A 16,920-nucleotide genomic window follows, 5' to 3' on the forward strand; every position below is an offset into this window, starting at 1 on the left:
GTGTACTATTTAAGAGAAACTTAAAACTTAAAAAAGGACTACAATGAATTACCGCAACTCAATATTCTTGCTAAGCTTGTTATCTTCTTCCGCAATTGCTTTTGACGCAAGTGTAATATCAATTACAGACAGCCGTTTTGGTGCAATTGCAAATGATAATATTGACGACACAGTTCAAATTCAAGCTGCTATAAATTATGCTGTAGAAAATAACAAAAGCGTATACATCCCTGCAGGTACTTTTAAAGTTTCAAATACACTTGATGTAACCCAACGCAAAGGAAATCACAACTCTAGAATTAAAATATATGGTGAGAAACGTAACTTATCAAAATTAGAAACTTCCGCCGACATAGCTTTGTTTAAAGTAGCACACGGTGTGGAATTACATAATTTATCTCTGTCTCAAACTGCTGGTTATAAAAAAGGCACTGCAATCGACATTCCGTTTGCAAGTTATAGATCAAACTTCTCGAAGTTAGATATATCCGGGTTCAATACAGGTATTAATGGCAAGTGGGTAATATGGAGTCGCTTTGAAGATTTATTTATCGCCAATGTAAACCTTGGAATTCATTTACATGGTAATGGTGAAGCACCAGCTTATTGGAATACAGAACCAAATGGCTGGTTTAATAACGTTAACGTCTTTGACAACGTGTATGTAGAAAAGTCAGATACTGGCATAAAGTTAGCTGCGATGGGCAGCGACATTGCAAACTCTACGGTACAAAACTCACGAGTAGGTATCGAGATCTATGGACCCGCAGATCATAGGACATGGAATAATCAAATAAGTAACTTTTATGCCGAAGGTGTAAAGACAGTATTTAAAGTAAAAAACTCCAGAACATTGGATATTAATGGCGTGTTTGCCCAAGGTGGTAAAAGCAGTGATCGCGCGTATGCTGTTATAGACGCCGAAAATGGTGGTGTGATTAATATCAAAGGTATGACGGGTCAAGACTGGTGGACTCACAGCGTAGTATTAAAAAATACAAACTTAACAGGACACGTTGCAGCAGTTGGTGGCACTCCAAGTATCGATGCTCAATCAGTTTACTCAAGTAAACAAACCGCTGGTATTAGTCTACCTGCCAACAGCAGCTGGGTTGCACTACCAAGCAGTGTGGCGATCTCTCTTAATAGCACTTACAGAGTAACCGTTACCGGGATCCGTGATGGTTACGAGCCTGTTTTGGAGGAATACACGATATTCAATTGGAATGGTGTGAGCCGTTACGGCAAGATCACCCACAATTCAGGGGTGGGCCGTGTGAAAATTAAAGTTGAAGGTGGTCGACTATACGCACAGTTAGCATATAACGGTGGTAACGGTCTAAGTGGTGGTAAAGTGACTATCGAAAGACTTCACTAAGTTTTTGTGTGAATCTTGGGTGTGCAGTTCAGCGCACCCTACGTTAAAAATATCTACTGCAATTAACCTGTTTATATCTTATGGAACTCCGACTATTTTTGTTTATCGAATAAGTTACAGTGATACAAGCCTCATAAACGAGTTCATGCCAACACCCCCGCATGCTTCAAACATTCAATAAAGCCAACAAAATAGGCTCTGTTGAGTAACGCATTTCTTATTTAACTAAGCTCCTCAGCTTAAACGTGCCCATGTACTCTTATCCATCAGGCGGATTAATATCTTGAAAATTTAAAATAATTGCAAGTTAGACTTAGACTTCAATATACCGTAACGCTGACCAATGTTTGCAATTATTGAGAAGGCGATATTTATTATCTAGTTCGTTGTTTTAGGTTTTTGCTATACAATTTATTCACCTAATACTTTTTAGGTAAATATATTGATAACTATTAACAAGGAATGATTATGAAATTGATAAATTTATCCCTGACTATTGCAGCCTGTTACTTTTCAACAAATGCAAATGCCATTGAGTATATGAGCTATGGCAGTTTTAACGACCCAATACAATATAATTATCATATACAGGACTGCAATGGTTCTATATCTCAGGGCTACGGCTATGGGTATTATGGCAAAGGGGTCAAGTTTCACCGTAATGGTAATGTAACAACGCCCACATGTCAGTGGAAAGGTCGAACAGAGCTCTATGCCAATAAACTGCAAGATGTGCCTCTCAATGAATATCGTTGGTACGGGTTTAGCTTTAAAGTCGCAGACGACTCGGCATTAGATGGACCGGTTTTGGGCGACAGGTATGCGATCATTCAGCAATTTTGGAGCCCTACAGCGGCTACAGGACCAAAAATGGAGTTTTACCTATCTAAACTAACCGGAAAGCTCACACTCAATTTTAAGCACTCAATTAAGTGCTCATACAGCAACGCCAGTCAGTTTGTAAATTCAGAAGGCGAGTCATTATGTGGTAATGAACGCAATAATAGAAAAATCTATTTCAAATCAATCCCTGTGGAAAAGGGCAAATGGTATTACGTTCGTATGGGTATTAGTGCTGATGCGCCCCTTAATGGTAAAACCGTAGCAAATGGAGACATCAGAGCCGCAGTGAAACAGCAAGGTGGTAGCTGGCAAGCATTTTCTTATTATGGCCCCAATGGCAGAACGAACTACTTCAAAACATTCACCCATGAGCTAACAGCCAATGGACGCTCAGTGCAACCGAACAGTTTCAAATTTGGTTGGTATGGTCCGGCAAGGCCTAATTCTTCTGGTGTGATCTACTTCGATGAAGTTTACTCCAATAGCTATTTTGGTGGTCTACCTAGTCAGTATAGAAATTAAGAACATACTTAGTATTAATGTGGGCTATGCCCATATTAATACTTATTCACAGCCCACTGATTATCTATCAGTGTTTTGCAAAACCAATAGCGGAAAAAGTTACATTACCAATGTCTGGGCTCGTCGGAGTCAGAGTTTCACAGAAACTAAAGTCAACGCGATTGATGGTATAGAAAGCGTTTATTTTCTCACTATGCTCTTAAGTTTCAACTCAAAGAAAAATAATAAGCCCCGAGTGGAGCTTATTAAGTTGTACTCATTCATTATATCTACAGTCGCAAAACTATCTGTAGTATATTTTTTGAATTCTAAATTGGCCTCCATCGGCGGTACACCTTTGGATAATGCTTCTTATCTGAGAGCTGGTATCCGCAATTTCGTACCACATCATATCACCAGTGCTTGTCGCATAGCAGCCAACATGATAATACGCGAAATCGGTAACTGACTTGGCAGACGCTGGCATTGCAGCACCAAGTGCTATTGCAGCACTTAAGAATACAGATGCTAATTTCATTAATTATTCTCCTTTTATTGATTAGCATGTATTTTTTATACCTAAATTTACAAAATGTAAAGAAACTTGTCACAATTATATTCCTTTAAACAGTGTGCTTAACATCCTAAAAAGCGGATTAATTGTGAGCTAAGCTCAGTGTTAAACACATCACTCAAACAGCCTTTATTGACTCTATTTATTGCGCCTTACGTACCGTTTAACCTGTGTATTTAACGTAAGTTGGCCATATACCGAGTTGCTAACCTAAAGGGAGAACACTAAAACTCTGTTTATATTGGCACTCCATTTTCCGCAACAGGTTTCAGATACGACTTTACTCATGGCGCAATGTCACCCAATTCCAAGTTCAATTTGTTGCTGCTTGATCACTAAATCGCACTTGGTTTCGACCATTACTTTTGGCTTGAAATAAAGCCATGTCTGCATCATCGAATAAAGTCTGAAGATTTACTTCATTTGTATGACTCCAACGGGCACCTCCAATACTGACGGTGACAAATTCACCTTGCCCAGCACAGTGCGGTATTTTAAGCGCACTGACTTCTTTACGTATTTTTTCAGCTAAACTCTGTGCCGTTTTTTGACTTGTGTTTGGAAGAATAATGGCAAACTCCTCTCCGCCTATTCGCGCCAGCAAGCCATTTTTTACCGTTAATTTGCTAGATAGCGCTTGGCAAACATTTTGTAAACAATAATCCCCTAGTTGATGACCATAGTGATCGTTATATTGTTTAAAATTATCGACATCAATCACCAAAAGACAAAAATCTAAATTGGACTTTTTACTTTTTTCCAAAGTCTCCGCAAGCACATTTTCATAAACACGTCGATTGGCAATCCCAGTTAAGGGATCCAAACTCGCAAGGCGCAACAACTCCTCCTCACGAGCCTTAAAGTGCCTGCTAGTATGATCTAAGAGATAATTGTAAGTCATGCACAATGACGCGTTGTTTGACCCATGTTCAACGTTAAGGTGTTGGGGCGTACTCTCATTTTTGGCGATATTGTCGAACTGCTCCATTAAGTCAATCAGTTCATCTTTCATGCCGTGTTCACCAAAGTTCAAGCCTATCGTTTCTGTTTGAGCGGAAACTCGCAGAGGGTGCACTTTATTTACCAGCCATAAAAAAATTGCGCCTATGGAACATACCCAAATTGCACATGCAGCCACTCCCACCAACTGTACAATAAGCTGCTCTGAGTGCGTTTCAAGTTTTAGCTTTTCCAATGGCACAAACAGCGCTACGGCTACAGTCCCCCAAATCCCTCCTCCTAAATGAACGGGAACCGCACTCACAACATCGTCAATTTTGAACTTTTCCAAGAGATCGCCAAGCAGCACACTAATACAGCCAGAAATTGCACCTATTACAATCGCCGAAGGTAAGTTTACTAGATCTGCACTGGCAGAAATTGCGACCAGTCCAGCAAGAAGCCCGTTCAATACATAACGTATTCCTTGCATAGAATGTAAATTCCAAGACAATAGCAGTGCACTCACGCCACCTGCACATGCGGATAGAGCTGTATTTGAAAACACCCGAGCCAATTCTGTGCTGGGTGTATGTATGCTGCCGCCATTAAATCCAAACCACCCGATAAAAAGTAAAAAGGTCCCCAGTGCCGACAGGGGTAAGTTTTGGCAATACATTTCTTTTGGTTCACCCTCTCGGGTAAACCGCCCTAACCTAGGCCCCACGACAACAAGTGCAATTAAAGCTATCCACCCTCCTACGGAATGAACAACGGTTGCGCCCGCGAAATCGATAAAGCCAAGCTCAATAAGCCAGCCCATGGGAGCCTGTTCAAAGTGTTTACCATGCCAAATCCAATGGCCAACGATTGGAAATAATGCCGTCGCGGTGAGAAAAGAGCAGATAATGTAACCGGAAAATCGCATCCTCTCAGCCACCGCGCCGGATAAAATAGTCGCCGCAGTGCCACAAAACATCATCTGGAATAAGAAGTACGCTAAGATTGAAGGGTTGTCATAGCTATCCAATGCAAATTGATTGGTACCGAAGAATCCACCAGCACTGGCTCCGTACATCAATCCATATCCGACTAACCAAAAGCAAACACCGCTGATGCAAAAATCTGCAACGTTTTTCAAAGCAACATTAATGTTGTTTTTACTTCGAACCAATCCACTTTCTAAGCAAGTAAACCCAGGTTGCATTAAAAGCACAAGCGCGGTGCAAAGCAACGTCCACGTGATAGATATCGTATGTGGGTCGATCTCGATATTTAGCAAAGATGCCCCAAACGTTTAGTGACTCGTATAACGAGCTTAGACAAGCTCCTTATATTTCTCCACATAAGCTAACGATTCTGTTATTAAACAGTCTAGCTAGCCCTGCTTTTGTGCATTTTATGTATGAGCGAGTGTTCAAAGCATCGCGTTTACGCATGTATTACCTATCCATATTTTAACCCAGCTAGATAAGCGCGCCGTTTAGCCCAAAATTCGGCTTCCTGCCAACGTTGTTCCTGCCCATAAAAATAGTCCCTTTGCTCAAGGTAATTAACAAAGTCTTTGACGACTTTATTGCGATACTCCGTCAGTCCCTCGGGGTCTCCATCTAACCATTGAACAATTGCCTTAGCTGCCTGTAAGCCATTTGCAAGAGCTTTGTATATACCTTGAGAGCTAATTGGATCATAGCAAGCAGCAGCATCACCCACTGCAAGCCAGCCGTTTCCTGCAGGAGGGCTCAATAAACTAGAGGGTGTTTTCCAATTATTTAGTCGATTAGGGAACACTGTGCCCTCAATTCGACTATTGATATGTATGCTATTTTTGAGTAAGGAATACCAGTTTTCAGGCTGTTTTAACCTAAGCTTTTTTGCCAGCGCAATATCCGTGGTCAAGCTAACAACCTGTAAATTGTTAGGTAGTGAAGCACAATACCACCAACCATGCTCGACCGCTTCTAACAGGGTCAACTTATTCTCATTCAAGCGAGTGTCTTGACAGTCAAAATACGCTGCAAAGCTCACCATCAAATCTTGCATATTCACCGTAGCACCAAACTTTCGCGCAACTTTTGCAGACTGCCCCGTTGCATCGACGACAAAACGGCAACAAACATCAGGGTGGTTCTCAAATGACAACTTGATTGGGTATAAGTCATTTTTCATCACCGATAAATTGTCAAACCGTGTGTTATCAACTAGAACACCAGATAAGGCTTTAAATTGTCGAGCCATAAACAAATCAAATTGGCTCCGATCTAAATGCCAGCCAGCTCCATAGGGATTAAATAGGTTGTCGTTAAACCCCAGTTGCGTGCTTCCCCAGCACGAATAACTACCTAAACACGGTTCATAATGTTGCAAAGAGAACGCATCAAATATCTTCAAACGCTGTAACAGGGTTTGAGTATTTGGCGGAATACTCTCTCCTATTTTCGGCTTTGAATATGAGCCCGCTTCAACAATAAAAACACTATCAATGCCCATGTTCTTAAGCGCGATCCCCGTTGCAGTACCAGCAGGACCGCCTCCAATAATGGCAACTTCGAAACAAAAATCGCGCATAATCTCTCCTTACTTCTTGCGAGTCGCAGTACCGCTGCCACCTATCAAAGGCCATGGTTTAGGCGCAGCTAACTCAGGCTCATCCCCATGCAGCATACTTTCGACTTCGAGATAAACATGCTCTGAATACTCCCTGCCGTCATCAATGACAGTACCTTGAACAACAACGCCAATATCATCCCATTTAGTCAACATTTCTCGGTATTCCCAAAAGCGACCGGCATTGGCTAAATCATGTTTATCAGTTGGCGTATTCTCCAGTGGGTAAGTTCCTTTTCCTCTAACGGAGTATCGCTGTGCAGGTAGATCTTTGGCATTAATATCATAGTCATGCGCAACATATACGGTTACAGGGCGCTGAGCCGGCCAAGACCAATAAAGGGTTTCTGAATTCAAGTCGTTGGGAGACGTTTGGTGAATTGCACAAGAGTTGTAATCGGCATGCCATGGCAACGCCATAAACTTAGTCGCGTCTCCTGGTTCCAAACCTAAATGCTCAACACCTTCATGCCTTGGTATCCAACCTAACCCTAAAAACGCTGTATTGGCATTATTTATCGCAGCATAGTTAAGTGGTTTGTGTTTTATCCGAAATGGACCGGCGCCAGTCTGCCAATCCTGATACATGGCTGTTTCTCTAATGATCCATGTCATATCAATTCCAGGGCTAAACCGACCTCCCAGACAATTTTGCAATGTAGCTCGGTCGAGATATTCGCCTTCACCTAACTTTTGCGTGTAGCTCTCTACATAATTGTGATTTGACCAACTATGTAAGAACTGATATTGCGTAACCGTTGGTGTCAAAAATGGCTTTCCTCCCGCTTCGCTCGAATCCCCGAGCGATAACGGCATAAGTGGCGCACCTTCGTCAATTGACTGTGATCGCCACGTCGCCTCAGTACCGGGGTTAGGTTGACGGATATAGGCTAAACCAGCAAGAATTGTCGTGTCGGGATCATCGTTTGCGGTGATCTCATCTACAGACTTATGTGCTTGTATCGCAATTTCCGGAAGATAGGCATTCCAAAGTTGCTGCCCTGTCGCTTTAAAAATAGGTTTGATGTGATCATCAAATGCAGGTTTGTACTCAGGGTTAAAGCGACCATTGCAAAACACATCAGGTTGCAAGTTTAACTTTCTCACAAACGTGTCATACGCCTCATCAAAAAGTGATACTACGTTTAAGGTTTGAGGTGCGTAACTCGGATCTGTTACAACAACCCAGCCGCCAAAAACTTCTTCGCAAGAGCCATCTTCAAACTCAATCACTGCTGTTACAGGACCATCCGATGTGTCGTCAAACCATTGGTCATTATTAACCGGCCCATCAATGGGAACGGGATTATCTTTGCTATCAAGCCGCCAACCAACTGCTTTACCATAGCCACCCGCCACGATTAGCCTACCGCAACTGTCTGTTACCATGTTTCCTAAGCTGGTTATCCCCCTTGCTTCTCTACTTTTTTGAAGCGGCTTTCCTGTACAGAGCTTGGTGTCTTCACCCTTTTTTGGAATATCTAAATGGTCAAAGTGCATAAAAGGAAAGGAAAATGGGTAATCTGCAACACTGACTGTTTCGGCACCTTTTAAATATGCTGCCTGTGTGTGGCTTTCACTGTCGAACTGTGCAAGATCATTGTTTTGATCGACCACTCTTGGTCCAGCATCAATTACCAAACGGCGCAAACGGCTCTCATTGTAGGGGTCTAAGCCTTCAGGTAAATTTCTTAATACTGGAAAGTTTCCGTTTTCATAAGCAACAACACCATGATCATCGTCGTTGACAAACCATGCCGATTTTTTATTGGCTAAGTGCACACACCATTTAATATTTTTAACTGTCTTCCCTTGGATCTGAGACCCTATTGTCACTTCTTGTTCAGAAGCCTGTTCGGGGTAGCTTGGCTTATCAAGGTCGCTATATGCAAAGACTCTAAAACGTGCGGCTTGTCGCTTAAATGCTCCTTGTTGATCTCTCAGCTGGCTACTTTTGATGACCTCTCCAGTATCTGGGTCGAGCGGCAATCCGCCCTTTGTTTTATCTTCAGGCTTTCCTGGTTGAGGTAACGCCGCGATAGACTCTGGCGCAAGGTAATATTCTTCACTGTTTCCAACACGTGCAATGCCAATGGCTGGATGAACTCTAAATATTGTTTTAGGCATACTCATGTTCCTTATGATTCATTGGACATCGAAAAAACAGGTAGTACACCGTTTTGCCAACACGCGGATATCGCCGCGCCATTTTTGTACATCACAGTGGCAAAGTCTTTGGGCGTGTTACCTGTGGTGAATGTTTCATTCATAATCAACAGAAACTCATTGAAGTGAGAAAGTTGAATTTCCTGTAATTTTTTCTGCCGCTCGCCATAGGGTTCTATTGCAAATGTTTCGGGCAGTGGCTGCTTGAGCATATAAGTAAACTTCTCGTAGTGATCCCACGTTGGTTGAACGTCATCAACACGATTCTGATATTCAGGAGGGACATATTGTGCATCCTTGGCAACGCCCTCCCCTTGATCGACGATCAGATTGATTAGGTTATTCACTTGAGGAAGTCCCTGTTCACGAGACTCTGTAATGGTCAACTGCGTATCCGGATAGAAGCGTTCAAAATGATTAATTTGTTTATGGTTACCTTGAATACATTCTCTTAAATGATAGCAACCGTTTGCTATTGCACTATACAGCTCACCAATTGAACCATACTCATCGGATACCTGTGTGCTATCCGGCGCTGACCAATCCGGATACTCAATGATGCACATGGTATTTAATCTTTGAATATCAAAAGCACCAATGGCGGTTGAATAAGGGTAGTAAATATCTTTGGGGTTGGGTGTATCTAAGTCAAAGTCTAGATGTGGGATCTCTCCTCCGTACATTGGGGCACATATTTGAAGTTCTGTCCCATAGGCATTGGCGATGTTGGCAGCACTTTGCATATGCAGCATTTCTTGGTTAACGATAGACTTTATAAGTCGCCCAGCTTCGGTTGATTGATCCTTTATCGAATACATTGCCGCCATATAAAACGGGATTGTATACAGTTCAACATCAACCGCCCATTTAAGATGCTCGTGCAGAGCATCCAATGTCCAGAGATCATCTCTAGCCACTTTTTTGGGTTTAATGAGCTTTTTTGCCTTTAGCAAGGGCGAAGCATTGACAAGTTTTATCATGATAATTCCTTTATGGGTTTAGCTTGTCGCAAACCCACTTAATGCCATCCCCAGTCGCATCTATGGATCAATGCAAACTCTAAAGACATCGAGCGTAACTTTACGAACAAACTTTGACGGTACATAAGGAGTAAATGAGGAGCGAACCACGTTGACACGATCAAAAATGACTGTTCAAACAAAACACTAACCAACACGTAGCGTACTTGTTGAGTAACACCAATTTTGTCAAAAATGTATCGGGTAAAGTAGATGCGCGCCCCTCGATTGCTACTTACCTCATCGAAACCTTAGACTCGATATATCAAAATGCCAGTCAATTAACCTTACACTTTATTACACCAGCGGACGGACTTAATGTAACAAGATGTAATACCTTAAATCAGGCGGTGCGATACGCTTGAATGGGGCTGTTCTTGGCAAGAATAGTTTGATTTGAGACACAATGAGCAAGGGACTATGATGAAACACCGTCTGAACACATCAAGGGCCACGCTAAAGCTAGGCACAATGTCTGTTATACTAGTAAGCACAGTTGTTGGCTGCAACATATTTACCAATGAAGAGAAACCTGAAGAGCCAAACACATTTCAGTTTTCGGATTCTGGGATACGTAAAATTTCACCGGATCTCTACGTCGCTTTCCCAAAAGGAGGAAATGAGACCCCGCAGCGCGTTCCGAGTATAGATCAAGATACGCTACTAGCCGGTGGATATTCTCTAAATGAACTGCTTGAAGCTGGACAAAACCAGTTTAATGTTCCGTTTGACCCAGCCAATGGCCATGGCGAAGGCGCACAGGGCCCTAGATCTAAGCAAAGGTACATATGGAATAACCGGGGTGGTACCGATAAAGACCCAGCTGCGTGGCCATTTTTAAGAGTGAATGGTCTTGATTCACAAAGCTGTTTTGAATGCCACAATACCATTGGACAATACACACCAAACGACGCTAAAACGATTGCTCAGGTTCGAAAACCTGCGGCACAAGGGGGCTCTGCTGCTGTAGCCAGCAATGCTTTTATTAATGATCAGTTTCCAGAAGAGCTCTATCAATTACTGGGAACTGATCCAAACACCAAAGCGGTTATGACCAAGTTCGTACGCAATCCACCTCATGTATTCGGTACGGGTTATACCCAACGGTTAGCGACGGAGATGACAACCGAATTACAGGCTCAGGTAGAAGCGACCAAAATGGTTGCTCGATTGTATCGAAACGACACTCAGAGTATTCAATTGACATCTAAAGGCATTAAATTCGGACGTTACTCTGTCACCTGTAAAAAGGGCGGAATTGATGACTGTGATGAAAACACTTCAAAAGTTGTCGGCGTGCAGAAAGACTTTGTTGTTCGCCCGTTCCAATGGGGTGGAATTTCCTCTACGGTCAGACACTTTGCTCGCGACGCATTAGACTTTCACTTCAGCGTTCAAGCTGTTGAGAAAGTTGGCAACAAGGATTGTGACCAAGATGGTCTTATTAATGAGATCACAGTAGGCAACGTGACTGCTCTCACAGCATATGTCAGTATGTTTAGACCGCCTATTCAGCCAGTTTACGACGACAAAAGCGCACAAGTGTCCCCTGGTAAAGCGCTCTTTGAACAGGTTGGCTGTATAAACTGCCACACTTCTAGTTTGACAATGGACAACCCGACACTGACCATAATGACCCCTCCTGATGTGCCTGACGATGAAGCCTGTCCCCGTGAAGTTGCACAACTGATCAACCCAGCTGATCGACTTTCTGGTGCAGCGAAAGAAGCCATGCTACAAATCGAGCATGCATTTCAAAACCAGTCAGTGTTAGCATTAACTCGCTCAAATACACTAATTACCCCTGAAAAACTGTATCAAACCGCATTACCGCACCTTCACACGACTCACGTCAAACATTTAGCCGAAGGTAACTATCAAATTGATTTGAATCTCTCCGGATATGCCCACAACCAAGTACCAGATTATGTGTGGCCTAGGCTATTTAGCGAAAATGGGGCTTCGACTTCAGTACCTTTGTACAGTGACTTGAAACTTCATTTTATGGGCAAAAAACTGTCTGATAATTACCCGCAACCAACTGATACTGAGGGATATGCAGCTCAACCTGGTGTCTATGTAACACGACCACTTTGGGGGGTCGGTGACACCGCGCCTTACATGCATGATGGTCGAGCAAGGACTTTGCGCGAAGCCATACAGTTGCACGGTGCCGAAGGAAGTGAAGCGAAAAAAGAATTCGACAACTTCAACAATCTTTCAGCAAAAGAGCAACAAGCGCTCATTGAGTTTTTAGAGAGCCTTAAACTCCCCATACAAGAAGGTGTATCTGAAGTGCAGTACGTGAGCAAGTAGAAGTGCTGTTAGTGGAAAGCAGTTTATAAAGTACTGGTTATTAAAACACTATTTTTTAACTATGCCTTATACTAATTAAAAAACTTAAGTGGCTAGTAACACTAGCCACTTAATCAAGATGATTTACTGCCTTTATCATTGCTTTAAGTTAATTGACCTAAAGTTAGTCACACCGGTGTAAATAGAACACCCATCGTAACCTGTTATAGTTACGCTTTTTCCGGATGCATACGCAGTCAAGATCAAGCTCATATACTTATCGCCTGCAGCAGTTGAAGTGTCTAATACATAATCAAAGTTTGTGTTTGTATGGCAGGAAGGTTTTTTGATAAGTGAACCTTCAACTTTTATAAATAACTTATCACCATACACAGGCCCAGATAATACAGATGTGATTTTTCCAGTGTGACTTGGTGTCGCAAAACTTAGTCCACTATAAAGCGCCAATAGTACAATTAACAGTCTCATATACATACCCTTTTATAAAGGTTGAAATTATATACAAAAAAGAGTTAAAAATTAAATTAAATTACCTTACAACACACCCAAAAGCGAGGGCTATATTTAAAATTCGAACTTATAAGGGAAACTCAACATATATAATAAATTTCGGTTAAAATGCAATCAGCTACTATTTTAAATGCTCGATTTCTTATGCAAAGAATTCCCTTCTAGCCTATTAAACTCTATTGTGTCTATTACTTAACCGTCACCAGTAAGCAACAAATTATATCTGCACTTAGAGCTTGGCAAGTTACGCTCCTGTTTGCGTCTTTCGTGCTCTTCAGCTGTCTTAATTTTATGTAATCCAGAACCATTACCTGCATACAAAAAAGCACGGTATCCATACCGTGCTATTAGGCAGTTTTAGAGCGATCTCATGACTCTTTTCGCTTCTCGTCAAACTCCAGAATAACCTGCATATTTAGACAAAGGAAAATGAGTACGAAATAAGCATTAAGTTGGGCCTAAGTTATACTTTAACCCTGAACAGAGACAATTCTGATATCGCTATATTTATCATCTGAATAGTCCCAGTACCTTACCCACACATTCGCGCCGGCAACCTTGGCAGCTAGTGCTGTAGAATACATCATTTCAGCTCGTTTCTCCCCAACTTTACCGAGTCGAATCCAATCGCTGCTTGAATCAATTCTTATTAATAGGTCATCATATGAATTTATATAGACATGAGTAATTTTTGCATTGAAATCATTTTTTTGTTCCGCAGCAGCTTGGAAAGTAAGAAGGGAAAACGCAAATATTACGCTTGGGATTAATTTTTTTATCATTATTTAAACCTTTAGATATAAAGTAGATTGTGCACCAGTTTTCATTTTAAAAACACGAGTAACATATCGATTTTAAGACATTGAGAGTTTGGATATATAGAAGTAATTCAACACCAAACCTCCCTTTCAAAAATCTCATCACCTTCAATGCTTATGTGATTCGCTTGATAGACAAGCTAGAAAACCGTTTTACCCATTTGAATCTGTATAAAATGCGATCTTATACAACTTATGAGCAAGGCGCCATGTTAACAAAAATAAAAATGAATTAAAGCATAATATCTTAAGTATCTTCATCAATTCTATTAAACGGAAATTTTTATGGAAAAACTGCGAGCATTAAGCTTTAGCAGGACATTAGCCTACAAATAATACCTATACACTAAACTTATAGTTAAAGATAATGGAGGTAGAAATCGTGATAATGACGAGTAACGCTTTAAGTCTATGTGAGTTGAAATAAGCTCTTGCTATAGAATTAGCGATTTGACTCAGTGAAGTAGTCAAACGGTTAATAGAAGAAACCGGCCAGTAGGTATTAAAGTGAAATATAACGAGGCAGTAATACTGCCTCGTTGGAGTTGCTTAACATGACATAAATGAAGTTTCCATATATGTCATGCTTATATTGCCACCTAAGAGACAAACTTGATTTGTCCCTTGCTAATTACTGCCTATTTTACAATCATCTAACGTACCATTTTTATTACAGAATAGTTTTTGATGTCGTTTACCGTCCAAGAGTTTACGCCAAGGGATTTACCAAGTGAAAGAGCACCGGCACCAAACTCATTTTTATCACTGAGAACCCAAGTATCATGACTCCCTCCTTTTGAGAACGCTACTAAGCCACCCTTAAGTGTAAAATAGTATGTATATATTATCTCTCTACTATTTTGCAGCATTGCATTTATAACGAAAACTTTTCCAAACTCTCTCAGCGTAGGGATATCTTGAAGCCCTCCATTTGAGTAATTCAAAGAGTTATGCGACCAGTGACGTTCTGACTGAAATTTAGAAATTGGAATAGCCAGCTTGATTGACGGAATACATAAATACTTGTGCGAATACTCAACACAATCCAACTCTTGATAAAAGTCATAACTACCGGGCCAACCAATTCCCGGAGAGTTTACACTTTCGCTTTCGAAATTAATCTCATCATTTTTAATATCCATATAAACAGATAAAGTATAACGGTTCTCGAGCTTACCTTTTTTAGAACTACTCAAATCCGTTTTCACATAATGAAATTTTATCTTAGCTGAATCCACCGTATTTAAGCTCTCTGATGATTGCTGTTTGGCCTTACAGCCCATCGTTAAGGTGCTACCAACAACGAGCGGCAATATTAAAACCCTACTTAATCGCATATTTAAAAGCCCCTAATCTCTTTTAAGAATGAATCTGCCCTTTTTTCTTCCAGCTTTTGAAATTTCGGGCCTGTCAGCCCTATCGGATCCGTCTGATTAAAAGTGTGTGCCATCTCATGAAGAGCTAGGTCATAAAGCCCATCCATTCCAGCTCTCATAGTCGCGTGATAACCTAACTTCTTCTCATATTTAGAAACCTTTTTCTTTTTCTGAAAGTTTGACATTGATGAAGCAGAGTAATGAATTACTGAACTAAACTCAGCACTGACTATTTTACCTTTTTTGGTATATGCTCCGTGCCTTACCTGAGCATGGGTCTCTTCACCAGCGCCATTTTTCAATATTTCACCATGAAATACATGCCTTATATTGCCATGAGTTTTCCGAAATGCTTTAGTATTCTCAGTGTCTAATATTGAATCTGGTGGAATTGCTAAAATATCGGCCGTTGCCTTGCTGATCATTTTATCCTGATTAACTATATACTCTTGCTGTTCCGAAGAAAGATCTCCCCACTCTACGCCTTCCGCTAACTCAGCATACATTAAATTTGGCATCGCAGCGTTGCTATCATCGTTGTTGGAACTGCTGCTATCACTTGGACTATTATTACTCGCAAGCTTAGCAGCCACACTAATTTGAGAACCAACATCAAACGTGTTGCCTCCCACGGTCATCTTAGCGTTTCCGAAAGCGTGAACTTCTCCGCCATTTAAAGTGACTTTTACATCTCCATTTTTGTACACCGCAATACTTTCAATATCTCCTACATTGTAATTCATCGTATTAGAACAACCCGGTGTAGGCTCTGACTTTTGCCGTGTGCCATTGGACTGACAAGCAGATGAATACCCTGTTGGGTCAGTACCACCCAGTGGGTTATTCATAATGTAGGAATAGGGGTTAACAGACTGCGAGTTCCCTGGAGACTGAATCACTGGGTCAACGCTCATAAACCTACCAAGATTATAGTCATATACTCGACCATTCATATGAATGAGTTCTAGTTCATCTAAATGTTCGTGGTCGGTAAATCCTCGGTTGGTTTTTGCAGTCTCAATATCATCTAACTTTGCTGTGAACTTTAAAGCACCTGATGCTGCGCGCGGTTTACCAAATGGGTCAAAGTTACGTTCAGTAACCACATAACCATTGGCATTGGTGATAAGCCTTGCGCTGCCTAGGCGGTCTTTATGCAGGTAGCGAATATATGGGCTTGCGCCTGATTTAGTTGAAATAACCGCGACATCACCAATATAAGCGCGTGTTGTGGTTTTACCACCTTCAACGTCAATTTCATAATGTTTGCCCGCATAATAGGTGGTTTTACCGGCTTGGACTTGTTTAAAGCGCATATGATCTGCACCATAAACAAAGTCTGCCGTGATCCCATTTTTAGTAATACGGGTCGGTTTATCCATGGCGTTATAAGAAGCTGCACTTAGGCCATCTCCTTTAACCATATTACCGCGACCATCATAGCTAAAGCCGACCCAACGTCCGTTTTTGTATACTTTCTTGACCGCATTTGCGCCACCGCCACTGTAACCTGATAGGTGTGAGGAGTAGTTGTAGGTAGATGCATAGTCCGACTTTTTCGTAATATTACCTACAGCATCGTAATCATAGCTGATGGTTGTATAACCTTGAATTTGATTTGACTTTAGACGATGTAAGTGATCGTATTGATAGGTCTCATCATATTCGTTTCGCGCACCGAGTTTACCTGACGCTACCGACATGCCTTTTAAGTTACCAAACCCATCATATGCAGTGTACTGAATAGTTAGCAGGTTAGTGTTATTTTTATGGGAAATTTAACATGACATCCAAATCTATTTATACCAATGCAACACCCCTGCTAATTTCAAAACAGAAATAAACCTCTAAAAATATCAATTCGCGTTGATTA

The 16,920-nt window shown here is 41.3% G+C and carries 12 protein-coding genes; 3 read left to right on the forward strand and 9 right to left on the reverse strand.

The genetic code is table 11. The features are described 5' to 3' along the window. The first annotated feature begins 43 nt into the window (after positions 1-43). Both MHN81_RS24190 and MHN81_RS24195 read left to right on the forward strand, forming a co-directional pair. Positions 44-1,378 carry a glycoside hydrolase family 55 protein gene (locus tag MHN81_RS24190; protein WP_239426978.1) on the forward strand — a complete coding sequence of 445 codons (1,335 nt, stop codon included), beginning with the start codon at positions 44-46 and terminating at the stop codon, positions 1,376-1,378. A gap of 468 nt (positions 1,379-1,846) precedes the next feature. After that, the gene (locus MHN81_RS24195; protein ID WP_023399088.1) at positions 1,847-2,743 is read left to right on the forward strand and encodes a heparin lyase I family protein; all 897 of its coding nucleotides are present in this window, start codon (positions 1,847-1,849) and stop codon (positions 2,741-2,743) included. Positions 2,744-3,026: 283 nt separating this feature from the next. Here the strand turns inward: MHN81_RS24195 and MHN81_RS24200 are convergent, their stop codons facing one another. The 5 genes from MHN81_RS24200 to MHN81_RS24220 form a co-directional block, all read right to left on the reverse strand. Beyond that, on the reverse strand, positions 3,027-3,260 hold the full coding sequence (locus tag MHN81_RS24200) for a hypothetical protein (protein WP_239426980.1): 234 nt from the start codon (positions 3,258-3,260) through the stop codon (positions 3,027-3,029). 349 nt (positions 3,261-3,609) lie between these two features. Then, complete coding sequence (amt, locus tag MHN81_RS24205) at positions 3,610-5,517, reverse strand: ammonium transporter (protein ID WP_196764416.1); 1,908 nt, start codon at positions 5,515-5,517, stop codon at positions 3,610-3,612. A 164-nt stretch (positions 5,518-5,681) separates the two neighbouring features. Continuing rightward, positions 5,682-6,803: a tryptophan 7-halogenase gene (locus MHN81_RS24210; RefSeq protein ID WP_239426982.1), complete on the reverse strand. Its 1,122-nt coding sequence runs from the start codon at positions 6,801-6,803 to the stop codon at positions 5,682-5,684. 9 nt (positions 6,804-6,812) lie between these two features. After that, positions 6,813-8,969: a LodA/GoxA family CTQ-dependent oxidase gene (locus MHN81_RS24215; RefSeq protein WP_239426983.1), complete on the reverse strand. Its 2,157-nt coding sequence runs from the start codon at positions 8,967-8,969 to the stop codon at positions 6,813-6,815. Positions 8,970-8,980: 11 nt separating this feature from the next. Continuing rightward, on the reverse strand, positions 8,981-9,988 hold the full coding sequence (locus tag MHN81_RS24220) for a ferritin-like domain-containing protein (protein WP_023399083.1): 1,008 nt from the start codon (positions 9,986-9,988) through the stop codon (positions 8,981-8,983). Positions 9,989-10,498: 510 nt separating this feature from the next. On the opposite strand from MHN81_RS24220, the gene MHN81_RS24225 reads away from it, so the two are divergent. After that, complete coding sequence (locus MHN81_RS24225) at positions 10,499-12,343, forward strand: di-heme oxidoredictase family protein (RefSeq protein WP_239426984.1); 1,845 nt, start codon at positions 10,499-10,501, stop codon at positions 12,341-12,343. A gap of 135 nt (positions 12,344-12,478) precedes the next feature. Here MHN81_RS24225 and MHN81_RS24230 read toward each other — a convergent pair whose 3' ends face one another. From MHN81_RS24230 to MHN81_RS24245, 4 genes are all read right to left on the reverse strand, one after another. Then, the gene (locus MHN81_RS24230; RefSeq protein ID WP_023399081.1) at positions 12,479-12,811 is read right to left on the reverse strand and encodes a hypothetical protein; all 333 of its coding nucleotides are present in this window, start codon (positions 12,809-12,811) and stop codon (positions 12,479-12,481) included. Positions 12,812-13,323: 512 nt separating this feature from the next. Beyond that, the gene (locus tag MHN81_RS24235; RefSeq protein WP_023399080.1) at positions 13,324-13,635 is read right to left on the reverse strand and encodes a hypothetical protein; all 312 of its coding nucleotides are present in this window, start codon (positions 13,633-13,635) and stop codon (positions 13,324-13,326) included. Positions 13,636-14,324: 689 nt separating this feature from the next. Next, on the reverse strand, positions 14,325-15,008 hold the full coding sequence (locus MHN81_RS24240; RefSeq protein ID WP_239426985.1) for a hypothetical protein: 684 nt from the start codon (positions 15,006-15,008) through the stop codon (positions 14,325-14,327). Positions 15,009-15,010: 2 nt separating this feature from the next. After that, a complete protein-coding gene (locus tag MHN81_RS24245) occupies positions 15,011-16,750 on the reverse strand; it encodes an RHS repeat-associated core domain-containing protein (protein ID WP_239426986.1) in 1,740 nt (579 codons plus the stop codon). Positions 16,751-16,920 lie beyond the last annotated feature (170 nt).

The sequence above is a fragment of the Pseudoalteromonas sp. Of7M-16 genome, assembly GCF_022347805.1.
Lineage (GTDB): Bacteria > Pseudomonadota > Gammaproteobacteria > Enterobacterales > Alteromonadaceae > Pseudoalteromonas > Pseudoalteromonas luteoviolacea_F.